Genomic DNA, 23463 nt, shown 5'->3' on the forward strand with positions numbered 1-23463 from the left:
TGCAATAAATGACGTCTATTTTCGATCCGATCAAACTGGGCGACCTTGAGTTGGCCAACCGCATCATCATGGCGCCCCTGACCCGCTGCCGCGCCGATGAAGGCCGCGTACCCAACGCGCTGATGGCCGAGTACTACGTGCAGCGTGCGTCCGCCGGGCTGATCCTCAGCGAGGCGACTTCGGTGACACCGATGGGCGTCGGCTACCCGGACACCCCGGGCATCTGGTCCAACGATCAGGTACGTGGCTGGTCCAACGTGACCAAGGCCATCCATGGCGCGGGCGGCAAGATTTTCCTGCAGTTGTGGCACGTGGGTCGCATTTCCCACGGCTTGTACCTGAACGATGAAGCCCCGGTCGCCCCGAGTGCCATCCAGCCCAAGGGTCACGTCAGCCTGGTTCGTCCGCTGGCCGACTTCCCGGTTCCGCGCGCCCTGGAAACCGCTGAAATCGCCGACATCGTCGACGCTTACCGCGTCGGTGCCGAGAACGCCAAGGCCGCCGGCTTCGACGGTGTGGAAATCCACGCCGCCAACGGATACCTGCTCGACCAGTTCCTGCAAAGCAGCACCAACCAGCGCACCGACAACTATGGCGGTTCCCTGGAAAACCGTGCCCGCCTGCTGCTGGAAGTGACTGACGCCGCCATCGAAGTCTGGGGCGCAGGCCGTGTAGGTGTGCACCTGTCGCCACGCGCCGACCTGCATGACATGGGCGACGACAACCTGGCTGAAACCTTCACCTACGTCGCTCGCGAACTGGGCAAGCGTGGCATCGCCTTCATCTGCTCGCGCGAGAAAGAAGGTGCCGACAGCCTCGGCCCGCAACTCAAGGAAGCCTTCGGCGGCCCCTACATTGCCAACGAGCGTTTCACCAAGGACAGCGCCAACGCGTTGCTCACCAGCGGCAAGGCCGATGCGGTCGCCTTCGGCGTCCCCTTCATCGCCAACCCGGACCTGCCGGCACGCTTGAAGGCCGACGCACCGCTTAACGAAGCGCGCCCGGAGTTGTTCTACGCCAAGGGCCCGGTCGGCTACATCGACTACCCGACGCTGTAAGCGGCAGCCATTGAAACGCAAAAGCCCCGACTCGAAAGAGCCGGGGCTTTTTTGTACCTGATGGTTCAGCACTCCCACAAGGTATGGATAGGTTTCTCACCATCTCGACACAAATTCCCTACAAAATACTGAGCTTGCTACCTGTCATCCTGCCAAGGGTACGTATATAAAAGCACCCCATTAATAAACATCGAGCGCTGACACACGCGGGCCCGATTACGAATTTTGTTTCATTTGCGCAGGCTGGGGCTCAAGCGCAGCATGTCCAGCCCGGTATCGACCCATCGTTCGGCTTCGGTATGCAATTCAAAACTGTCGGGGGCCAGCAACCACTGGTACAGGATGCCGTCAATATAAGCATGCAAGCTGATCGCGGCGCGGGCGGTGTCGAGGTTTTCCGGCAACTGCCCTCGATTGACGGCATTGCTCAGGGCCAGACCGATTCGCACGTTGCATTCGAGGCTGGCCGACACCCGCTGTTGGCGCAGGTCGCACATTTCATCGGTGAATTCGCACTTATGAAAAAGAATCTCATTGATGCGCCGGGTTTTCGGGTCCAGCGCAATTTGATGAAACAAATGAATCAGCAGCTTGCGCATGCAGCCCAGGGGATCGAGTTCGTCTTCACTCTCGCTGGCCTTGGCCATTTCTTCGAGCGGCTCATGCAAGGTGTCGAGCATGGCCTGCACCAGATCCGCCTTGTTGCTGAAATGCCAGTAGATGGCCCCACGAGTGACGCCGGCCAGAGTGGCGATATCCGCCAGGGTCGTACGCGCCACGCCTCGCTCGTAAAAGGCCTTTTCGGCCGCCACGAGAATTTGCGCGCGGGTTTCCTGAGCTTCCTCTTTGGTACGACGGACCATGGCAGTACAACCTCAATCAGGGTGCTTCAGCGATGTCTGAATATCAGCTGAATAAAAGTGGGGCGAACGTTCTGGGGGTTCGTCCCCGGCCTACAATTCCAACCTTTCAACGGCTTGTGTAACGACCTTGATACGCCGCCTGGGTATTTACAAACAACCATGTACGTAAGTATATTACTTAGCAAGCTACTTATCCACTCGGCAACCATATTTCAACCTTCCACCTTTCTAGTGCGCACGTTGCGCGCCTGACCCGAGGATTTTCATGCAATTCAAGCCAGCTGTTACCGCTCTGGTCGCCGCCGTCGCCCTGGCATCGCTGCTCAGCGGATGCAAAAAGGAAGAGGCAGCACCGGCCGCCCCACCGCCTCAGGTCGGCGTCGTGACTCTGCAACCGCAAGCGTTCACCCTGACATCCGATCTGCCTGGCCGTACCAGTGCGTTCCGCATTGCCGAAGTCCGTCCTCAGGTCAACGGCATCATTCTCAAGCGCCTGTTCAAGGAAGGCAGCGACGTCAAGGCCGGCCAGCAGCTCTATCAGATCGATCCGTCGGTCTATGAAGCGACATTGAAAAGCGCCGAAGCCAACCTGCGCTCGACCAAGTCGATTTCCGACCGCTACAAGCAACTGGTCGACGAGCAGGCTGTAAGCCGTCAGGAATACGACACCGCCGTGGCCAACCGCCTGCAATCGGAAGCCGCACTGCAAACCGCACAGATCAACGTGCGCTACACCAAGGTCTATGCCCCGCTGACCGGCCGCATCGGCCGCTCCTCGGTGACCGAAGGCGCGCTGGTCAGCAATGCCCAGGTTGACGCGATGGCGGTGATTCAGCAAATCGACCCGATCTACGTCGACGTGACGCAGTCTTCGGTCGAGCTGCTGCAACTGCGCCGCGAGCTGGAAAGCGGTCGCCTGCAAAAAGCCGGCGACAACGCGGCCTCGGTCAAGCTGACCCTGGAAGACGGCAGCGAGTACAAGCAGGACGGCAAGCTGGAGTTCTCCGAAATCTCGGTTGACCAGACCACCGGTTCCGTCACCCTGCGCGCCATTTTCCCGAACCCTGACCACACCCTTCTGCCTGGCATGTTCGTGCACGCCAAGTTGCTGGCCGGTGTGAACAGCGCGGCGATCCTGGCCCCGCAGCAAGGCGTGACCCGCGACCTCAAGGGTACCCCGACCGCTCTGGTTGTCGGCCCGGACAACAAGGTCGAACTGCGTCATCTCAAGGCCAACCGCACCGTCGGCAACCAGTGGCTGATCGAAGACGGCCTGAAGGCCGGCGATCGCCTGATCACCGAAGGTCTGCAATTCGTCAAACCCGGCATCGAAGTCAAGGCCAGTGAAGCGACCAACGTAGCCGCAAAGAACCCGGCCCCCGCTCAGACAGCTGATAAAGCCTCTGGCGGAAAAGGGGAGTAAACCATGTCGAGATTTTTTATCGACCGTCCGATTTTCGCCTGGGTGATTGCCCTGGTGATCATGTTGGTCGGGGCACTATCGATCCTGCGGTTGCCGATCAACCAGTACCCGAGCATTGCGCCTCCGGCGATCGCCATTTCCGTGACCTACCCGGGTGCTTCGGCACAAACGGTACAGGACACCGTGGTTCAGGTGATCGAGCAACAGCTCAACGGTATCGACAACCTGCGTTATGTCTCGTCGGAAAGTAACTCCGACGGCACCATGACCATTACCGCGACCTTCGAGCAAGGCACCAACTCCGACACCGCGCAGGTTCAGGTGCAGAACAAGTTGAACCTGGCCACCCCGCTGCTGCCGCAGGAAGTGCAACAGCAAGGTATCCGCGTCACCAAGGCGGTGAAGAACTTCCTGCTGGTGATCGGCGTGGTGTCGCGTGACGGCAGCATGACCAAGGACGACTTGTCCAACTACATCGTGTCGAACATGCAAGATCCGATCTCGCGGACCGCGGGTGTCGGCGACTTCCAGGTGTTCGGTTCGCAGTACGCCATGCGTATCTGGCTCGACCCGGCCAAGTTGAACAACTACAACCTGACCCCGATCGACGTCAAGACCGCCATCGCGGCGCAAAACGTCCAGGTGTCGTCCGGTCAGCTCGGCGGCCTGCCTGCCCTGCCCGGCACCCAGTTGAACGCGACGATCATCGGCAAGACCCGCCTGCAGACCGCGGAGCAATTCGACAAGATCCTGCTCAAGGTCAACAAGGACGGCTCCCAGGTTCGCCTCAAAGATGTTGCCGAAGTCGGCCTGGGTGGCGAGAACTACAGCATCAACGCCCAGTTCAACGGCGCCCCGGCTTCCGGCCTGGCGGTGAAACTGGCCACCGGTGCCAACGCGCTCGATACCGCCAAGGCCCTGCGCACGACCATCGACAGCCTCAAGCCGTTCTTCCCGCAAGGAATGGAAGTGGTGTTCCCGTACGACACCACGCCGGTGGTGACCGAGTCGATCAAAGGTGTGGTTCACACCCTGGTCGAAGCGATCGCGCTGGTGTTCCTGGTGATGTTCCTGTTCCTGCAAAACTTCCGCGCCACCGTGATCACCACGATGACCGTGCCGGTGGTATTGCTCGGTACATTCGGGATCCTCGCGGCCGCCGGTTTCAGCATCAACACCCTGACCATGTTCGGTATGGTACTGGCCATCGGCTTGCTGGTGGACGACGCCATCGTCGTGGTGGAAAACGTCGAACGGGTGATGAGCGAAGAAGGCCTGTCACCGAAGGAAGCCACCAAGAAGTCCATGGGCCAGATCCAGGGCGCACTGGTCGGTATCGCCCTGGTGTTGTCGGCGGTTCTGCTGCCAATGGCGTTCTTCAGCGGTTCCACCGGTGTGATCTACAAGCAGTTCTCGATCACCATCGTCTCGGCCATGGCCCTGTCGGTACTGGTTGCGCTGATCTTCACTCCGGCGCTTTGCGCCACCATGCTCAAGCCGATTCCGAAAGGCGAGCACGGCGTACCCAAGCGTGGTTTCTTTGGCTGGTTCAACCGCAATTTCGACCGCGGCGTTCGCGGCTACGAACGTGGTGTCGGCAATATCCTGCAGCGCAAGATCCCGTATCTGCTGGCGTATCTGCTGATCGTGGTGGGCATGATCTGGCTGTTCACCCGCATTCCGACGGCGTTCCTGCCGGAAGAAGACCAGGGTGTACTGTTTGCCCAGGTGCAAACCCCGGCCGGCTCCACAGCCCAGCGTACCCAGGTGGTCGTGGATGAAATGCGTGAATTCCTGCTGCGCCCGGGCAAGGATGGCGGCGAAGGCGATGCGGTGAACTCGGTGTTTACCGTGACCGGTTTCAACTTCGCCGGTCGTGGCCAGAGTTCGGGCATGGCGTTCATCATGCTGCGTCCGTGGGACGAACGTAACGCCGACAACAACGTGTTCAAGGTGGCGGCCCGTGCCCAGCAGCACTTCTTCACCTTCCGCGATGCCATGGTGTTCGCCTTTGCACCACCGGCGGTACTGGAGTTGGGTAACGCCACCGGTTTCGACGTGTTCCTGCAGGACCGCGCCGGTATCGGCCACGAAAAACTGATGGAAGCGCGCAACCAGTTCCTGGGCATGGCCGCACAAAGCAAGATCCTCTCTCAGGTGCGTCCGAACGGCCTGAACGACGAACCGCAATACCAACTGGAAATCGATGACGAGAAGGCCAGTGCCCTGGGCATTACCATCGCCGACATCAACAACACCCTGTCGATTGCCCTGGGCAGCAGCTACGTCAACGACTTCATCGACCGTGGTCGGGTGAAGAAGGTTTACGTGCAAGGCCAGCCAGGCTCTCGAATGGGCCCCGAAGACTTGCAGAAGTGGTACGTGCGCAACGCCCAGGGAACCATGGTGCCGTTCTCGGCATTCGCCAAGGGCGAGTGGATCTACGGTTCGCCGAAACTGGCCCGTTACAACGGCGTGGAAGCGATGGAAATCCTCGGCGCCCCGGCACCGGGTTACTCCACCGGTGAAGCCATGCTCGAAGTCGAAGCCATTGCCAAGAAACTGCCGGCCGGTGTCGGTATTTCCTGGACCGGCCTGTCGTACGAAGAACGTCTGTCCGGTTCGCAAGCGCCGGCGCTGTACGCCCTGTCGCTGCTGATGGTGTTCCTGTGCCTGGCGGCGTTGTATGAAAGCTGGTCGATTCCGATCGCGGTGATGTTGGTGGTACCGCTGGGGATCATCGGTGCACTGATGGCCACCAGCCTGCGCGGTTTGTCCAACGACGTGTATTTCCAGGTAGGCCTGTTGACGACTATCGGTCTGGCGGCGAAAAACGCCATTCTGATTGTCGAATTTGCCAAGGAACTGCACGAACAGGGGCGTAGCCTGCGCGACGCGGCAATCGAAGCCTGCCGCATGCGTCTGCGACCGATCATCATGACCTCCCTCGCCTTCGTTCTGGGTGTGGTACCACTGGCGATATCCACGGGCGCAGGTTCGGGTAGCCAGCATGCAATCGGTACCGGCGTGATCGGCGGTATGATCACGGCCACTGTGCTGGCGATCTTCTGGGTCCCGCTGTTCTTCGTCACCGTGTCGTCCCTTGGCCAGCGTAAGATTGCCAACCCGGATGACGCTACTGAAACTCCTAAAGAGGCTGGCTAATGAGCAAGTCGCTACTCTCCCTGGCAGTCGCCGCCTTCGTGCTCGGTGGCTGCTCGCTGATACCTGATTATCAGCAGCCCGAAGCACCGGTGGCGGGGCAATACCCGCAGGGCCCGGCATATTCGCCGGCCCAGGCACCGGCGCAAGCGGCAGCCGAGCAGGGCTGGAAGCAGTTTTTCCATGACCCGGCGCTGCAACAGCTGATCCAGGTTGCCCTGGAAAACAACCGTGACCTGCGTGTCGCGGCCCTGAACATCGACGCCTTTGCGGCTCAGTACCGCATCTCCCGCGCCGACCTGTTCCCGGCTGTATCGGCCAACGGCACCGGCAGCCGTCAGCGCCTTCCGGCTAACGCCTCGCAGACCGGCGAAGCCGGCATCACCAGTTCCTACTCGGCAACGGTTGGCGTCAACGCCTACGAACTCGACCTGTTCGGTCGGGTTCGCAGCCTGAACGAGGAAGCGTTGCAGAAGTACTTCGCCACCGAAGAAGGCCGGCGCAGCACGCAACTCAGCCTGGTGGCCAGCGTCGCCAACGCCTACCTGACCTGGCAGGCCGACAAGGAACTGCTGAAAGTCACCCAGGACACCCTCGCCGCGTTCGAGGAGAGCTACAAGCTCACCGCGCGCAGCAACGAAGTGGGGGTCGCCTCGGCCCTGGACCTGGCGCAGTCGCGGACCTCGGTAGAAAACGCCCGTGCGCAACTGGCCCGTTACACCCGCCAGGTCGCCCAGGATGAAAACAGCCTGGTACTGCTGTTGGGTGCCGGTGTCCCAGCCAACCTGCCAGCGGCCAAACCGTTGAACGACGATCTGTTGGCCGAAGTACCGGCCGGCCTGCCATCAGACTTGCTGCAACGTCGTCCGGACATCCTCCAGGCCGAGCACAACCTCAAGGCGGCCAACGCCAACATCGGCGCGGCGCGGGCAGCGTTCTTCCCGAGCATCAGCCTGACCGCCAACGCAGGGACCCTGAGCCCGGACCTGTCCGGCCTGTTCAAGGGCGGTTCGGGTACCTGGCTGTTCCAGCCGCAGATCAACCTGCCGATCTTCAACGCCGGCAGCCTGCGCGCCAGCCTGGATTACTCGAAGATCCAGAAAGACATTGGTGTGGCGAACTACGAGAAGTCCATTCAAACGGCCTTCCAGGAAGTCGCCGACGGCCTGGCCGCACGCGGGACCTACACCGATCAGGTACAGGCACAGCGTAATCTGGTCAGCGCCAACCAGGACTACTACCGCCTGGCCGAGCGTCGTTATCGCATCGGTGTCGACAGCAACCTGACGTTCCTCGATGCCCAGCGTCAGCTGTTCAACTCCGAACAGAATCTGATTACCGATCGCCTGGCGCAGCTGATCAGTCAGGTCAACCTGTACAAGGCACTGGGTGGTGGCTGGAACGAACAGACGGCGAAGAACGAGCCGTTGAAGGAACAAGCGCCGAAGATGAAGTATTTCTGATAGTGCTCTGAAAACACGAAGCCCACCGATTGGTGGGCTTTTTGTTGGCTGCGGGAAAAGATGTGTAGTCAGGCATGGCCTCTTCGCGAGCAAGCCCGCTCCCACAGGGTCACTGTGATCCACAAATTTTGTGTACGACACGGACACTGTGGGAGCTGGCTTGCCAGCGATGAGGCGCGCAAAAACAGCACAAAAATCACAGTCAATCTAATGTTCGATAACCGCCCAGAACCCGCTTTTTACGATTGAACCATCCAGTACATTCCACGCACCATCCGAACCACAAAACCAATAACAACAGGTTCGACACCATGCCCCCGCGCCCTGCCCCCTCCGGCTGATCCGCTTCGTTTTTCATGATTTTGACTGTTCGTCTGCAACCCCCGGGTTGCGGCATCACCCCGTTTCATCCCCAAGAATTAGAGAGACCTGAGCCCATGACGCCTTCTCCCGCGCCGTACTTCGTTCCCAGCCTGATCGCCATTGCCCTGGCCTGCGCGGCCCTGCCCGCCAGCGCCGAGGAGTCGGGCTTTGTCGAGGGCGCCAAGGTCAACCTGAACCTGCGCAACTTCTACATCAATCGCAACTTCACCAACCCGACCAAGGCTCAAGGCAAGGCTGAAGAGTGGACGCAAAGTTTCATCCTCGACGCCAAGTCCGGGTTCACCCAGGGCACTGTCGGCTTCGGCATGGATGTGCTGGGTTTGTATTCGGTGAAGCTCGACGGCGGCAAAGGCACCGGCGGTACGCAACTGCTGCCGCTGGACCATGACGGCCGCCCTGCAGACAACTTCGGCCGCACCAACGTGGCGTTCAAAGCGAAGCTGTCACAGACCGAAGTCAAGGTTGGGGAATGGATGCCGGTACTGCCGATCCTGCGCTCCGACGACGGTCGTTCGCTGCCGCAAACCTTCCGTGGCGGCCAGATCACCTCGAAGGAAATCGATGGTTTGACGCTCTACGGCGGCCAGTTCCGTCAGAACAGCCCGCGCGACGACAGCAGCATGAGCGACATGTCGATGACCGGCAAAGCCGCGTTCACCTCCGATCGTTTCAACTTCGAGGGCGGCGAGTACGTGTTCAATGACAAGCGCACTCAGATAGGTCTGTGGAACGCCGAGCTCAAGGACATCTACAGCCAGCAATTCGTCAACCTGATCCACAGCCAGCCCGTCGGCGACTGGACCCTGGGCGCCAACCTGGGTTTCTTCTACGGCAAGGATGACGGCAGCGCCCGGGCCGGTGAGCTGGACAACAAAACCCTGTACGGTTTGTTCTCGGCCAAATACGGCGGCAACACCTTCTACGTCGGCCTGCAGAAACTCACCGGCGACAGCGCCTGGATGCGGGTCAACGGCACCAGCGGCGGCACCCTGGCCAACGACAGCTACAACTCCAGCTACGACAATGCCCGGGAGAAATCCTGGCAGGTACGCCACGACTACAACTTCGTCGCCCTTGGCGTACCGGGCCTGACCCTGATGAACCGCTACATCAGCGGCGACAATGTGCACACCGGCAACATCACCGACGGCAAGGAATGGGGGCGTGAATCGGAACTGGGCTACACCGTGCAGAGCGGTGCGCTGAAGGACCTGAACCTGAAATGGCGCAACTCGACCATGCGCCGGGATTACAGCAATAACGAGTTCGACGAGAACCGGTTGATCATCAGCTATCCGATCAGTTTGCTGTAAACCCTGTAGGAGCTGGCTTGCCAGCGAAGGCGTCCTCGAAAACAACGCATCATCCAGAGGCCCCTTCGCCGGCAAGCCGGCTCCTACAGGTGTCATGCGATCATTCTATTCCCGCGACTCGACCCCCAACTCATCCCACACCGCTTCGGCCAGGTGGAAGGTCGCATTGGCCGCCGGAATGCCGCAGTAGATGGCGCTCTGCATGATCACTTCCTTGATCTCGCCACGGCTCACGCCGTTGTTGGCGGCGGCGCGCAGGTGCAGTTTGAGCTCGCCCTCGCGGTTCATGCCGATCAGCATGGCGATGGTGATCAGGCTGCGGGTATGGCGCGGCAGGCCCGGACGGGTCCAGATGTCGCCCCAGGCGTGGCGGGTGATCATCTCCTGAAACTCCGAGTTGAACTCGGTCAGGGTCGTCAGGCTGCGGTCGACATGCGCGTCTCCAAGGACCGCGCGACGGACCTTCAGGCCCTCGTCATAACGTTGTTTTTCGTCCACGAAAATCCCCTCAATCAGCCGACAGAAACGCCAGCACGCGCTCGCTGAACGCATCGCCTGCCTGGACGTTGGACAAATGCGCGGCGTAGAACTCGGCGTACTCGGCCCCGCGCACATGCTCCTGAATGAAATGCCCACCGGATGGCGGCGTCACCGCGTCTTCGGTCCCGGCAATCACCAGCAACGGCGCCTTGATCGAGGACAACCGCTCGCGGAAATCGGCATCACGCACCGCCGCGCAATTGGCCGCATAGCCTTCGGGTGAAGTGGCCGCGAGCATGTCGGTAATCTGCTTGGCCGCCGCCGGGTTGGCGGCAGAGAAGTCCGGAGTGAACCAGCGGGCAATCGAGGCATCGCGCAAGGCAACCATGGCCGCCTGACCATCACGCAGGACCATTTCGATACGCGGGTTCCACACGGACGGATCGCCGATTTTCGCCGCGGTGTTGCACACGATCAGCTTGTTCAGGCGCTCGCCGGCATTGATCCCCAGCCACTGGCCAATCAACCCGCCCATGGACAAGCCGCAGAAATGCGCGCGCTCGATGTGCAAGGCATCCAGCAAAGCGAGCACGTCGTGGCCCAGTTGCTCGATGCTGTAAGGCCCCGGTGTCACCAATGACTGGCCATGGCCGCGAGTGTCAAAACGCAACACACGAAAATGTTTGGCGAACGCCGGGATTTGCGCGTCCCACATGTGCAGGTCGGTGCCCAAAGAGTTGGACAGCACCAGCACCGGCGCATCGACCGGTCCATCCAGTTGATAATGCAGTTCGCCCTCGGCGAGTTGTACAAAAGCCACAGCAATTCTCCTTCAGGCAGTCAATGCAGAATGTTCGGCCACCGCCCGCTCGACCCAGGTTTGGGCCTGGCCGAGGTAATGGGCAGGGTCCAGCAGATGATCGAGTTCAGCCGCCGACAGTTCGGCGGTCACTTGCAGTTCGTCGCCGAGCACCGCACGCAGGTGACGTTGTTCGGCCACCGCGCGTTTGCAGCAGCGTTCGAGCAGATGGTGTGCGGTATCGCGGCCGACCCGTTGGGCGAGGACGATGCTCACCGCTTCGGCGAGCACCAGGCCCTGGGTCAGGTCGAGGTTGTGCGCCATGCGCCCGGCATCCACTTCCAGTCCCTGGGCGATCAGCAACGCTTGCTGCAGGCTGCCCGACACCAGGCAGCAAATCTCCGGCAGGGTTTCCCACTCGGCATGCCACAGGCCGAGACTGCGCTCGTGTTCCTGGGGCATGGCGCTGAACAGCGTCGAGAGCAAACCGGGTACACGCGTCGCCGCGCCGATCAATACCGCCGCGCCCACCGGATTGCGCTTGTGCGGCATGGTCGAGGAACCGCCCTTGCCCGGCGCCGAAGGTTCGAACACTTCGGCGGCTTCGGTTTGCATCAGCAGGCTGACGTCACGACCCAGCTTGCCGAGACTGCCGGCGATCAACCCGAGCACCGCGCCGAACTCCACCACACGATCGCGCTGGGTGTGCCACGGTTGCTCGGGCAAGCTCAGTTGCAGCTCTTCGGCCAGCGCCTGGGCAATCGGCATGGCCTGCTCGCCAAGTGCCGCGAGGGTGCCGGACGCACCACCGAATTGCAGCACCAGCAAACGCGGTTTGAGTTCGGCCAGACGCTGCCGACTGCGCGTCACCGCCCCCAGCCAACCGGCGATTTTCATGCCCAGGGTGACCGGCGTCGCATGCTGCAACCAGGTGCGTCCGGCCAATGGCGTAGCCACATATCGTTCGGCCTGCGTCGCAAGGGTTTGCCCAAGTTGCGCCAGATCGCTTTCGATCAGCGCCAGCGCACGACGCAATTGCAGCACCAGGCCGCTGTCCATCACATCCTGGCTGGTCGCGCCCAGATGCACGTAACGCTCGGCCTCGGCATTCTGCGCAGCGATCTGTTTGCCCAACGCCTTGACCAGCGGAATGGCTGAATTACCCGCCGTGGCAATCGCCTCGCCCAACGCCGCAAAGTCGTAAAGCCCGGCGCTGCAAGCCGCTTGAATCGGCGCGACAGCACTCGTCGGAATCAACCCGACCCGCGCTTCGGCCCGGGCCAATGCCGCTTCGAAATCGAGCATGGCCTGGACCCGCCCCTGATCGCAGAACACCTCACGCATATCGCGGGCAGTGAAATAGGCATCGAACAATTGATTGCCCGGTCGCTGGTTCATAAACAGTTCCTGAAGGCGCGGGCCTTTGCGACCCGCGCGCGAAGATCAAAGATCGTGATGCAGATACGCGGCCTGTTTCGGCAGACGCAGGCTGAACAGGAAGGCTATCGCCATCATCACCGTCACGTACCAGTAGAAGGAGTTTTCCATGCCCACGGCCTTGAGGCTCAAGGCCACATACTCAGCCGAACCGCCGAAGATCGCATTCGCCACCGCATACGCCAGGCCGACACCCAATGCACGCACTTCCGGCGGAAACATCTCGGCTTTCACCAGGCCGCTGATGGAGGTGTAGAAACTGACGATTGCCAGCGCCAGGGTAATCAGCACGAAGGCCAGGAACGGACTGCTGACACTTTTCAGGCTCAACAGGATCGGCACGGTGCACAGCGTGCCGAGGGCGCCGAACCAGAGCATCGAGTTACGCCGCCCGATCTTGTCGGCGAGCATGCCGAAAACCGGTTGCATGCACATGTAGAGGAACAGCGCGCCGGTCATGATGTAGCTGGCGGTCTTGGCCGGCATGCCGGCGGTGTTCACCAGGTACTTCTGCATGTAGGTGGTGAAGGTGTAGAAAATCAACGAGCCACCGGCGGTGTAGCCAAGCACGGTGATGAACGCAGCCTTATGGTCGCGAAATAACGCGCTGATGCTGCCCGCGTCCTTGTTTTCGCGCATTTCCTTGCTGGAGGTTTCTTTCAACGAACGACGCAGATACAGCGAAACCAACGCCGCCATCGCACCAACCACGAAGGGAATCCGCCAACCGTAGGCACGCAACTCCTCTTCACTGAGGAACTGTTGCAGGATCACCACCACCAATACCGCCAGCAGTTGCCCGCCAATCAGCGTCACGTACTGGAACGATGCGAAGAAACCGCGCTGCCCCTTGAGGGCGACTTCACTCATGTAGGTGGCGGTGGTGCCGTACTCGCCACCTACCGACAGGCCCTGGAGCAAACGCGCAAACAGCAACAGGATTGGCGCCCAGATCCCGATGCTGCTGTAGGTCGGCAGGCAAGCGATAAGCAACGAGCCGAAACACATCATCAGAATCGAGATCAACATCGAATTCTTGCGCCCGTGCTTGTCTGCCAACCGACCGAAAATCCAGCCACCGATCGGTCGCATCAGGAACCCGGCGGCAAACACGCCCGCGGTATTGACCAACTGCACCGTGGGGTTGTCGGAGGGGAAAAAGGCCGGCGCGAAATAGAGCGCACTGAAGGCGTAGACATAAAAGTCGAACCATTCGACCAGGTTGCCGGACGAGGCACCGACAATGGCGAAGATCCGCTTGCTGCGCTCCTCACCGGTGTATAGCGGTTGTGTAGCGGTGGTCGTTGTCATTGTTTTTCACTCAATGGGGACAGTGAGAGTCTAGACATACTTTGCAACAGTCCCGTTCCACAGATGCATCAGCGACGTAGATCCCCTGTAGGAGCTGGCTTGCCAGCGAAAGACGCAAAAGCGACCCGGTTAACCAGTCAATCCGCGTAATCGTTAACGACCATCGCTGGCAAGCCAGCTCCTACAGGGATTTCGGTGTTCACTTAATAATCGAAGAACACCGTCTCCGCATCAGTGCCCTGCAGAATCACATTCCACTGGTACACACCTGACGCGTCCTTTTTCGCCAACAAGGTACCGCGACGCTCGGCCGGCACACATTCCAGCAACGGATCGTTGACGTTGGCCGCCTCATCCTCAAAGTAGATCCGTGTCAGCAGGTGCTTCACCAGACCACGGGCAAACACCAGTACCACCAGGTGCGGTGCCTGAGTCGTGCCTTTGAGTCCCTCGACCGTTCCCGGCTTGATGGTGGTGAACCGGAAGCGCCCTTCGGCATCCACCGGCACCCGGCCAAAGCCTTCGAAATTCGGGTCCAGGGGTTTTTCCTGGTCGTCCTCCGGATGGTCATACTTACCGGCGGCGTTGGCCTGCCAGACTTCCAGCATCGCGTCGTTGACGATGTCGCCATTGCCGTCGAGCACTTGCCCGGTGATCGCCACACGCTCGCCCAGGGTTTGTTCGACGGTCAGGTCTTCGCGGTTCAGCCAGGTCAGGCCGATGTGGTAGTACGGCCCGACGGTGTGGGACGTGGTCGCAGTCAGCGTCATCTTATTTCTCCATCGGCGTGGCGTCGCGGCCGCGCAAAACGATGTCCCAGCGATAACCGAGGGCATAGGACGGGATGGTTTTTTCCAGATCGAACGAGGCGATCAAGCGCTCTTTGGCGCGGGTATCGGGCACGCAGTTGTAGATCGGGTCGTACGCCAGCAGCGGGTCGCCCGGGAAATACATTTGCGTCACCAGACGCGTCAGGATGCTCGGCCCGAACAGCGAGAAATGGATGTGCGCCGGGCGCCAGGCGTTGTGGTGGTTGCCCCACGGATACGCACCGGGCTTGATGGTCTGGAACTGGTACCAGCCATCGGCGTCAGTCACGGTACGGCCGGTGCCGGTGAAGTTCGGGTCCAGCGGCGCGTCGTGCAGGTCACGGGCATGGGCATAGCGACCGGCGGCGTTGGCCTGCCAGATCTCCACCAGAATCCCCGGAACCGGCAGACCGTTTTCGTCCAGCACGCGGCCGTGAATGATGATGCGCTCGCCCTGTGGCTGACCTTCGTGCTGAGCGGTGAGGTCATTGTCCTTCTCGTTGACGCGCTCGGCGCCGACGGTTGGCCCGGTGATTTCCGACAACGAATGGGGTAGAAACACCAACGGCTTGGACGGCGAGCGCAGGTTGGTGGATTGATAGGTCGGGTGCAGGTACTCCGGCTGAGTACCCTCCTGCGGGCGACGGTAACCAGGCTTGTCAGTCATTACTCTTTCCTCAGTTCTTATTAGCCGACAGGGTGTGTCAGACCCGTTCGATTGCCAAAGCCAGACCTTGGCCGACACCGACGCACATGGTCGCCAGACCTTTCTTGCCACCGGTCTTTTCCAGCTGATGCAACGCCGTCAGCACCAGACGCGCACCGCTCATGCCCAACGGATGGCCCAGGGCAATCGCACCACCGTTCGGGTTGACCTGGGCCGCGTCGTCGGCGATCCCCAGTTCACGCAGCACCGCCAAGCCCTGGCTGGCGAAGGCTTCGTTGAGTTCGATCACATCGAAATCGCTGACTGCCACGCCGAGGCGCTCGGTCAGTTTGCGCACCGCCGGCACCGGGCCGATGCCCATCACCCGCGGTGCAACACCGGCGCTGGCCATGCCCAGCACTTTGGCGCGAGCGGTCAGGCCGTGTTTCTTCACGGCTTCGGCCGAGGCCAGGATCAATGCGGCTGCACCGTCGTTTACACCCGACGCATTACCGGCGGTGACGGTCTTGTCCGGGCCGTTGACCGGTTTCAGTTTGGCCAGGGCTTCCAGGGTGGTGTCGGCGCGAGGATGTTCGTCCTGGCTGACCACGGTTTCGCCTTTCTTGTGGGCAATGCGCACTTCGACGATTTCTTCGGCGAAGAACCCGGCAGCTTGCGCGACGGCGGTGCGCTGCTGGCTGCGCAGGGCAAAGGCGTCCTGATCTTCGCGGGAGACTTTGTAATCGTCGGCCACGTTATCACCGGTCTGCGGCATCGCATCCACACCGTATTGGGCTTTCATCAACGGGTTGATGAAGCGCCAGCCGATGGTGGTGTCTTCAAGTTTCATGTTGCGCGAGAACGCAGCGTCTGCCTTGCCCATCACGAACGGCGCACGGGACATCGACTCGACGCCGCCGGCAATCGCCAGCTCCATCTCGCCGCTGGCGATGGCGCGGAACGCGGTGCCGATGGCATCCATGCCCGAAGCGCAGAGGCGGTTGAGGGTCACGCCGGGAATGCTTTCCGGCAGCCCCGCCAACAGCAGCGCCATGCGCGCGACGTTGCGGTTGTCTTCGCCGGCCTGGTTGGCGCAGCCGAGGAACACCTCGTCCACGGCACTCCAGTCCACCGACGGGTTGCGTTCCATCAAGGCCTTGATCGGCACGGCGGCCAGGTCGTCGGCACGCACCGTCGACAGACCGCCGCCGAAACGGCCGATGGGGGTACGAATCGCGTCGCAGATATAAACGTCACGCATCACGCTTCTCCGGGGGCTTGGCCGTGTGCCGCTGCGGTACGGGCTTCGAGATCGCGCAGCGCGGTCAGTTCGACTTCAGTCGGCTCGGCGGTTTGCTCGACATGGTCGGCAAAGCGAATTGCCCAACCGGTGGCAGCAACCACTTGCTCGCGGGTCACGCCCGGGTGCAAGGCAGTGACGACGAACTCATGGGTGCCGGCTTCCGGCTCCATGATGCACAGGTCAGTAATGATGCCGACCGGACCGGCGCCAGGCAGGCCGAGACGTTTGCGCGAATCGCCGCCCTCGCCGTGGCCGACCGAGGTAATGAAGTCGAGTTTGTCGACAAAGGAGCGCGCCGACTGCTTGAGGATAATCAACACGCTCTTGGCGGAACCGGCAATCTCCGGCGCGCCACCGGCGCCCGGAAGACGCACTTTCGGCGCGTGGTAATCGCCGACCACGGTGGTGTTGATGTTGCCGAAGCGGTCAACCTGCGCCGCCCCGAGGAAGCCGACGTCGATGCGTCCGCCCTGCAGCCAGTAGCGGAAAATCTCGCCGGTCGGGACCACGGTGTCGGCTGTTTCCGCCAATTCACCGTCACCGATCGACAGTGGCAATACGCTCGGCTTGGCACCGATCGGACCCGACTCGTAGATCAACACCACATCAGGCGAAGACGTCAGGCGCGCCAGGTTGGCCGCTTTCGACGGCAGGCCGATGCCCACGAAGCACACAGAACCGTTCTTCAGGCGGCGAGCGGCGGCGACGGTCATCATTTCATTGGTGGTGTAAGTCATTACTTCGCCTCCGAAGCGGCGGCCAGTTTGGCCTGGAACTCGCTGAAGTCAGCGCTGCCGTGGATGTATTCGTTGATCCACGCGGTGAAGGTTTCACGGTCGCGGGCAATCGGGTCCCAGGCTTGATAGAAGCGGTTGTCGCGTTCGTTGTAACCGTGGGCGTAGGACGGATGCGCGCCGCCAGGGACGTGGCAGACCGCGCTCAAGGCCCAGGTCGGCAGCACGCAAGAGTTCATCGGTGCATTGAGGTCGTCGACGATTTCCTCGACGGTGACGATGCAGCGCTTGGCGGCCAGTGCGGCTTCTTTCTGCACGCCGAGAATGCCCCAGAGCAGTACGTTGCCTTTACGGTCGGCTTTCTGCGCATGGATCACGGTGATGTCCGGACGCACCGAAGGCACGGCGGCGAGCACTTCGCCGGTGAACGGGCAGGTAACGGACTTGATGAGCGGGTTGACCTTCGGCAGGTCGGAACCGGCGTAGGCTCGCAGCACCGCGAACGGCAGGCCGGAAGCGCCGGCGACGTAGGCATTGGCCAGGTCGGCGTGGCTATGCTCTTCGATTTCCAGCGGGTGCGGCCACTGCTTCTCGACGGCGTCACGCAGGCGATGCAGGGAGCCGACACCCGGGTTGCCGCCCCAGGAGAAAATCAGCTTGCGGGCACAACCGGCACCGATCAACTGGTCGTAGATCAGGTCAGGGGTCATCCGCACCAGGGTCAGGTCTTTCTTGCCCTGGCGAATGATTTCGTGACCCGCAGCCGTCGGGATCAGATGGGTGAAGCCTTCGAGCGCGACCGTATCGCCGTCGTTCACGAATTGCTTCACCGCGTCGTGCAGCGAAAGAATTTCAGCCATTGGGGCAGGCTCCCGTTTGTTGTTAACCGACAGTGGAAGAAGGCGCCGATGCGCAGCGCCGGAATGACTGAAGGTTAAGCCTGGGATATACGCCAAACAATCCGATAATCGACTAACCGTTCGATTATCGAACACATTGTTGCCTAACTACCGATCCCCAAAAGCGGGCTTGCCCGCGAAGAGGCCATCAGACCTAGTGAAGGTTCCGAAGCCTGAACTCAGGTCGCATCCGCATGACTGACCATGCCCTTGATCACAACGGCCGCGGTCGCCAGCGCCGCCGGAATCACCAGCGCCGTCAGCACTTGCTCGAAGTTCCAGCCCAGCCCCAGCAGCGTCGCGCCCATCCACGCCCCGAGGATGGCGCCGAAGCGGCCGATCCCGAGCATCCACGACACTCCGGTGGCCCGCCCCTGAGTCGGGTAAAACCGTGCCGCCAGCGACGGCATCGCCGATTGCGCACCGTTGACACACATCCCCGCCACCAGCACCAGCGTCGCCAGTATTGTGATGTTGCCCAGGCTCTGCCCCACCGCGTAGGCAAACACCCCGGCCAGCAGGTAGAAAGTGCCGATGACCTTGTGCGGATTGAACCGGTCCATCGCCCAGCCCACGCCCACCGCACTCAACACGCCACCGAACTGGAACAGCGCGCCGATGAAGGCGGCCTGTTCCATGCTCGCGCCACTGTCACGCATCAGCGTCGGCAGCCAGCTGGTCAGCAGGTAGACGATCACCAGGCCCATGAAGTAGGTCAGCCACAGCAACAAGGTGCCGACGCTGTAGGTGCCGGAGAAGATCACCGCAAACACATTGCGCGCCTTCACGGTCTTCTGTTCCGGCACGCTGAAACTGGACGCCTGGGCCACCACCGTCGGGTCAATCGGCGCCAGTGCCTTGCGCACTTTGTCCGTACCGCGGTTACGCACCACCAGGTAACGCGCCGACTCCGGCAGCCAGAACAGCAAAACGACGGCGAGGATCAGCGGCAGGACTCCGCCGATCAGCAGCAGGCTGTGCCAGCCAAAGGCCGGAATGAGCTTGGCCGAGATAAATCCGCCGCCGGCCATGCCTAGGTTGAAACCGCAGAACATGCTGGTCACCAGCAGGGACTTCTTGCGCTCCGGGGTGTACTCCGACAGCAGGGTCGTGGCGTTCGGCATGCCGGCGCCCAGGCCCAACCCGGTTAAAAAGCGCAACACCAGCAATTGCTCGACGTTGGTGCTGTAGGCCGAAGCCAGGCTGAAGGCACCGAACAACAACACCGCTCCGACCAGTACGACTTTTCGCCCAAAGCGGTCAGCCAATGGCCCGGAGCCCAGTGCACCAAAGACCATGCCGATCAGAGCCGCGCTCATCACCGACCCGAGGCTGGCGCGATCGATTCCCCAATCCTGCGACAGAGCCGGCGCAATGAACCCCATGGCCGCGGTATCGAGGCCGTCGAGAAAGACAATCAGGAAACACAGGATGACTACCCGCCACTGGTAGCGCGAAATAGGTTGAGCATTGATGAAGGACTGCACGTCAAGGCAGTTTCCTACAGCAGACTGGGGCTGGTTCATTATTTTTATTCCATGGATCACAGTCGAAAAGGGGCCAGCCGGGGCTGACGCAGACGCGACATTAATGATCCACAGGAAACAGCGTCAATTCGCCAAACGCGACTCTGTGCGTTTATCGAACAGCTTAGGTGAACAATTGGGTACTGAGGTCGCGGCTGGCACTCAGCAGGCCGGGCAGGAAGCGTTGTTCCAGCTCGTTGCGACTGACTCGCCCGGCGTGGGTGCTGACATTGAGGGCCGCGACCACCTGGCCGGAGGCGTCGTACACCGGGACGGCAATCGAGCGCAGCCCCTGCTCGAGTTCCTGGTCGACGATGCACCAGCCTTGCTGTCGCACCTCCTGCAGGCATTCGAGCAATGCTTCGGGGGTGTGAATCGTGCGACTCGTCTTGGCCTGCAGTTCGGCGTGATCCAGGTATTCGCCCAGCGACGTGTCATCCAGCGCGGCCAGCAGGATCCGTCCCATCGACGTGCAATAGGCCGGCAGGCGCCCACCCACCGACAGGTCCACCGAAATCAGGCGCTGGGTGGTCGCGGAGCGGGCGATGTACAGAATGTCATCACCTTCCAGCGTGGCCATGTTGCAGGCCTCGTGCAGCTGCTCGCTCATGCGGTCCAGGTAAGGCTGGGCGGAAACCGCCAGCGGCGTTGATGACACATAGGCATGGCCGAGGGTCAGCACTTTGGGCAGCAACGAATAGGTGCGGCCGTCGGTGGTGGCGTAGCCGAGTTTGATCAGGGTGTGCAGGCAACGGCGCACGGCGGCGCGGGGAATTTCCGTGCGGTGGCTGATCTGGGCGATGGTCAGGTGCCGTTTGCGCTCCTGGAACGCCTGCACCACGGCCAGGCCACGGGCCAGGGACGTCATGAAATCCGGGTCGCCGGTCAGTGCCTGGATCCGTTTGGCCGGTGAAGCAACGATGGGGGGAGCCACTGAAGCGAAGGAATTACGCATTTGATCGTTCATACAAGGTCCTTTTACCCACTCGGATCAGCGACTATTACAAAGGGCTACCGCCTGACGCTCAAGCCCGGCCCGTCAACTCCGGGCGATTATCGAACGCTCGACCGATAATCGCAATCAGCCGTGTCAATCAGCCAGTCCGCTGATGTCCGGTTTTTTGCTGAATCACGAACTCGTTTACAGCTGATCGATCCAGGCCTTAATAAGGCATTCTAAATACCGTAACTTGTTCGACTTAATGGCGTCAGAAAGGCATCGCAGCAATCAGGGATCAGTCGACGTTCTAGTGGAGCGTAAAGTTCCGCACAACAAAACGGCCCCTACAAGACCCGCTTTTAACTCTTTGGAGATAGTGTTCTTCAAATAGGTCGCTATAATACAATTCAGTAGCACTCCGGTTTTTTTACTTGCCGGACCTGCTACCCGGCAATGCGATGTTCCATCTCCGTTGCCCATTGCAAGCGCCAGATCTGCATTGCACTGCCTTGCCAGTGCGCTTGCTGAAACAGGAAACTGAAGCTACGTCAGCTGTTTATCTCTGGTGCCGTGGCCGCCTGTGACATGGAAGTATTGATCCCGGTTGTTGCCAAAACGATGCCTTGGCGGGCATTGCCCTTTCGACGAACGTGATCAATCGATTTGATGCAGCGCGTTTTCACCAGAATTTATCCCAACTCAATCAGGTAGCACTGTGACGAAAGACGAACTGCGCGCGGAACTAGAGCGCCAGGAACAACGCTACAAGGAAGTTTACGGCGGAGAAGTCACCACTTACGCCGCTCAACCCGAACCGGAACGCAAACCCTGGCGTAAACGCGCCACCGTTCAGGATCAGGTTTTCCAGCAAGAACTTGAAAAAATGGAAAAGGAACTCAAAGCCGAAGAGCCATGACTGCTTCGGCCTGATCCTTACAAGGACCTGCCTCTGCACCTGTTAAAAGCGGGATGCATGGAGGTCGCCTTGCGCGCCCGCTACAAGCGGGCAGCGGCCACTGCCCTCCCCCGGATGAAGGCAGATTTTGATATCTGACGTATTTCTCAGATATTTCGTACAGGCATTCGCCCTCATCCTTCAGCGGTACGAATCCCTCGCCGCAGCGATCTTTTCAAGCAAAATCAATAAGTTAAAAAACACAGCAAAACCCTTGGGCTTTGGGTGTTGCGGCAAAAAAATTCGTTGAAGAATGTTACCGATGAGCAGCTAGTGCATTGATTAGCAGTCTTTTCTGGCATAATCGCGCCCCCTTATGACCGGGTCAGAAAACCTTCATGATCGATTTATTCAGCGGACTGGATGCTTGGGTGCTTGTGAGCCTCTTGCTCGCCCTGGCCTTTGTCCTCGCCTTCGAGTTCATCAACGGCTTTCATGACACCGCTAACGCGGTGGCCACCGTTATCTACACCAAAGCCATGCCGCCTCACCTGGCGGTGTTTTTCTCCGGGGTGTTCAACTTCCTCGGCGTGCTGCTGGGCGGGGTCGGCGTGGCGTATGCCATCGTCCACTTGCTGCCGGTAGAACTGCTGATCAATGTGAACACCGGTCACGGACTGGCCATGGTGTTCTCGTTGCTCGCCGCCGCCATTACCTGGAACCTGGGCACCTGGTACTTCGGTATTCCGGCTTCCAGTTCCCACACGCTGATCGGTTCGATCCTCGGTGTCGGCCTGGCCAACGCCCTGATCAACGATATTCCGCTGGCTGACGGCGTGAACTGGCAGAAAGCGATCGATATCGGTGCCTCCCTGGTGTTCTCGCCAATGGCCGGTTTCCTGATCGCTGCGCTGATCCTGATCGGCCTTAAATGGTGGCGTCCGCTGTCGAAGATGCACAAGACGCCGGAACAGCGCCGCAAGATCGACGACAAGAAGCATCCGCCGTTCTGGAATCGCCTGGTACTGGTGATTTCGGCCATGGCCGTGAGTTTCGTGCACGGCTCCAACGATGGCCAGAAGGGTATCGGCCTGATCATGCTGGTCCTGATCGGTATCGTGCCGGCGCAGTTCGTCCTCGACCTGAACAGCACGACCTATCAGATCGAGCGCACCCGCGACGCCACGCTGCACCTGAGCCAGTTCTACCAGCGCAACTCGGAAACCCTGGGCGATTTCCTGGCCCTGGGCAAGAGCGTGGAAGGCGATCTGCCGGAGAAATTCCGTTGCAACCCGCAACAGACCGAGCCGACCATTGCCGCCCTGCTCGGTACCCTCAAGGGTGTAGCCGACTACCACTCGCTGCCGTCGGAAAGCCGCATCGAAGTACGTCGTTATCTGCTCTGCCTGGACGACACGGCGAAGAAAGTCAGCAAATTGCCAACCCTCGGCGCCCGTGAAAAGGCCGACCTGGACAAGCTGCGCAAAGACCTGACGACGACCACTGAATACGCTCCGTTCTGGGTGATTCTGGCGGTTGCACTGGCCCTGGGCCTGGGCACCATGGTTGGCTGGAAACGCGTGGTACTGACCATTGGCGAGAAGATCGGCAAACAAGGCATGACTTACTCTCAAGGTATGTCGGCGCAGATCACCACCGCCAGCCTGATCGGCATGGCGAACATCTTCAGCCTGCCGGTTTCCACCACCCACGTGCTGTCCTCGGGCGTGGCGGGCACCATGGTTGCCAATAAAAGCGGCCTGCAAGGCGGCACCGTCAGAACCATCCTGCTGGCCTGGGTATTGACCCTGCCAGCCACCGTGGCCCTGTCGGCCGGGTTGTTCTGGCTCGCTTCGAAGGCGCTTGGCAGCTGACAAGCAGCCAAACCAAAAAAGGCGCGCTCCGCATGGAACGCGCCTTTTTTATTGCCATAATTGTCGCCACACCACAAATCATTGTGGGAGCGAGCTTGCTCGCGATAGCGGCCTTGCAGTCAATATAGATGCTGAATGTTATGG

19 protein-coding genes are annotated in these 23463 nt (G+C 60.6%); 7 read left to right on the forward strand and 12 right to left on the reverse strand.

All coding sequences use genetic code 11. The annotated features are described in order from the left end of the window. Positions 1 to 8 precede the first annotated feature (8 nt). Complete coding sequence (locus tag AB7M25_RS23525) at positions 9 to 1058, forward strand: alkene reductase (protein ID WP_429387205.1); 1050 nt, start codon at positions 9 to 11, stop codon at positions 1056 to 1058. A gap of 230 nt (positions 1059 to 1288) precedes the next feature. Here AB7M25_RS23525 and emhR read toward each other — a convergent pair whose 3' ends face one another. Next, a complete protein-coding gene (gene emhR, locus AB7M25_RS23530) occupies positions 1289 to 1921 on the reverse strand; it encodes an efflux system transcriptional repressor EmhR (protein WP_015093857.1) in 633 nt (210 codons plus the stop codon). Positions 1922 to 2186: 265 nt separating this feature from the next. Between emhR and AB7M25_RS23535 the strand changes: the two genes are divergently transcribed. The 4 genes from AB7M25_RS23535 (at position 2187) to AB7M25_RS23550 (ending at position 9666) form a co-directional block, all read left to right on the forward strand. Beyond that, positions 2187 to 3344 carry an efflux RND transporter periplasmic adaptor subunit gene (locus AB7M25_RS23535; protein WP_429387207.1) on the forward strand — a complete coding sequence of 386 codons (1158 nt, stop codon included), beginning with the start codon at positions 2187 to 2189 and terminating at the stop codon, positions 3342 to 3344. A 3-nt stretch (positions 3345 to 3347) separates the two neighbouring features. Continuing rightward, positions 3348 to 6509 carry an efflux RND transporter permease subunit EmhB gene (emhB, locus tag AB7M25_RS23540; RefSeq protein ID WP_454238057.1) on the forward strand — a complete coding sequence of 1054 codons (3162 nt, stop codon included), beginning with the start codon at positions 3348 to 3350 and terminating at the stop codon, positions 6507 to 6509. Further along, positions 6509 to 7969: an efflux RND transporter outer membrane subunit EmhC gene (emhC, locus tag AB7M25_RS23545; RefSeq protein ID WP_429516962.1), complete on the forward strand. Its 1461-nt coding sequence runs from the start codon at positions 6509 to 6511 to the stop codon at positions 7967 to 7969. The genes emhB and emhC overlap by 1 nt, the downstream gene beginning before the upstream one ends. 437 nt (positions 7970 to 8406) lie before the next feature. After that, entirely contained in the window at positions 8407 to 9666 is a 1260-nt protein-coding gene (locus AB7M25_RS23550) for an OprD family porin (RefSeq protein ID WP_429516961.1), read from the forward strand. 105 nt (positions 9667 to 9771) lie between these two features. Here the strand turns inward: AB7M25_RS23550 and pcaC are convergent, their stop codons facing one another. The 11 genes from pcaC to pcaR all read right to left on the reverse strand — a co-directional run bounded on the left by pcaC (position 9772) and on the right by pcaR (position 20577). After that, complete coding sequence (gene pcaC / locus AB7M25_RS23555; protein ID WP_454238058.1) at positions 9772 to 10164, reverse strand: 4-carboxymuconolactone decarboxylase; 393 nt, start codon at positions 10162 to 10164, stop codon at positions 9772 to 9774. Between the two features lie 10 nt (positions 10165 to 10174). Continuing rightward, the gene (gene pcaD / locus AB7M25_RS23560; protein ID WP_429387213.1) at positions 10175 to 10966 is read right to left on the reverse strand and encodes a 3-oxoadipate enol-lactonase; all 792 of its coding nucleotides are present in this window, start codon (positions 10964 to 10966) and stop codon (positions 10175 to 10177) included. Between the two features lie 12 nt (positions 10967 to 10978). Continuing rightward, positions 10979 to 12343, reverse strand: coding sequence for a 3-carboxy-cis,cis-muconate cycloisomerase (locus AB7M25_RS23565; protein ID WP_454238059.1), 1365 nt, complete (start codon positions 12341 to 12343; stop codon positions 10979 to 10981). A gap of 45 nt (positions 12344 to 12388) precedes the next feature. Then, the gene (locus AB7M25_RS23570; protein ID WP_104450604.1) at positions 12389 to 13693 is read right to left on the reverse strand and encodes an MFS family transporter; all 1305 of its coding nucleotides are present in this window, start codon (positions 13691 to 13693) and stop codon (positions 12389 to 12391) included. 203 nt (positions 13694 to 13896) lie between these two features. Beyond that, positions 13897 to 14463 carry a protocatechuate 3,4-dioxygenase subunit alpha gene (gene pcaG, locus AB7M25_RS23575; RefSeq protein WP_454238060.1) on the reverse strand — a complete coding sequence of 189 codons (567 nt, stop codon included), beginning with the start codon at positions 14461 to 14463 and terminating at the stop codon, positions 13897 to 13899. 1 nt (position 14464) lies between these two features. Beyond that, positions 14465 to 15169: a protocatechuate 3,4-dioxygenase subunit beta gene (gene pcaH / locus AB7M25_RS23580; protein ID WP_007976686.1), complete on the reverse strand. Its 705-nt coding sequence runs from the start codon at positions 15167 to 15169 to the stop codon at positions 14465 to 14467. Positions 15170 to 15206: 37 nt separating this feature from the next. Continuing rightward, on the reverse strand, positions 15207 to 16412 hold the full coding sequence (gene pcaF / locus AB7M25_RS23585) for a 3-oxoadipyl-CoA thiolase (RefSeq protein ID WP_454238061.1): 1206 nt from the start codon (positions 16410 to 16412) through the stop codon (positions 15207 to 15209). Then, positions 16409 to 17188 (reverse strand): CoA-transferase subunit beta, encoded by a 780-nt coding sequence (locus AB7M25_RS23590; protein WP_429391115.1) that lies wholly within the window; start codon positions 17186 to 17188, stop codon positions 16409 to 16411. Before AB7M25_RS23590 ends, pcaF begins: the two co-directional genes overlap by 4 nt. Next, positions 17188 to 18045, reverse strand: a complete 858-nt coding sequence (locus AB7M25_RS23595) for a CoA transferase subunit A (protein ID WP_020798340.1) — start codon at positions 18043 to 18045, stop codon at positions 17188 to 17190. The genes AB7M25_RS23590 and AB7M25_RS23595 overlap by 1 nt, the downstream gene beginning before the upstream one ends. Before the next feature lie 218 nt (positions 18046 to 18263). Next, a complete protein-coding gene (locus AB7M25_RS23600; RefSeq protein WP_454238062.1) occupies positions 18264 to 19610 on the reverse strand; it encodes an aromatic acid/H+ symport family MFS transporter in 1347 nt (448 codons plus the stop codon). A gap of 124 nt (positions 19611 to 19734) precedes the next feature. After that, positions 19735 to 20577 carry a pca regulon transcriptional regulator PcaR gene (pcaR, locus tag AB7M25_RS23605; RefSeq protein ID WP_007986334.1) on the reverse strand — a complete coding sequence of 281 codons (843 nt, stop codon included), beginning with the start codon at positions 20575 to 20577 and terminating at the stop codon, positions 19735 to 19737. A 688-nt stretch (positions 20578 to 21265) separates the two neighbouring features. Between pcaR and AB7M25_RS23610 the strand changes: the two genes are divergently transcribed. Continuing rightward, positions 21266 to 21466, forward strand: coding sequence for a hypothetical protein (locus tag AB7M25_RS23610; protein ID WP_007976673.1), 201 nt, complete (start codon positions 21266 to 21268; stop codon positions 21464 to 21466). A gap of 377 nt (positions 21467 to 21843) precedes the next feature. Then, a complete protein-coding gene (locus AB7M25_RS23615; protein ID WP_429387225.1) occupies positions 21844 to 23319 on the forward strand; it encodes an inorganic phosphate transporter in 1476 nt (491 codons plus the stop codon). Positions 23320 to 23463: the final 144 nt, after the last annotated feature.

The sequence above is a fragment of the Pseudomonas sp. AP3_22 TE3818 genome (assembly GCF_053628995.1).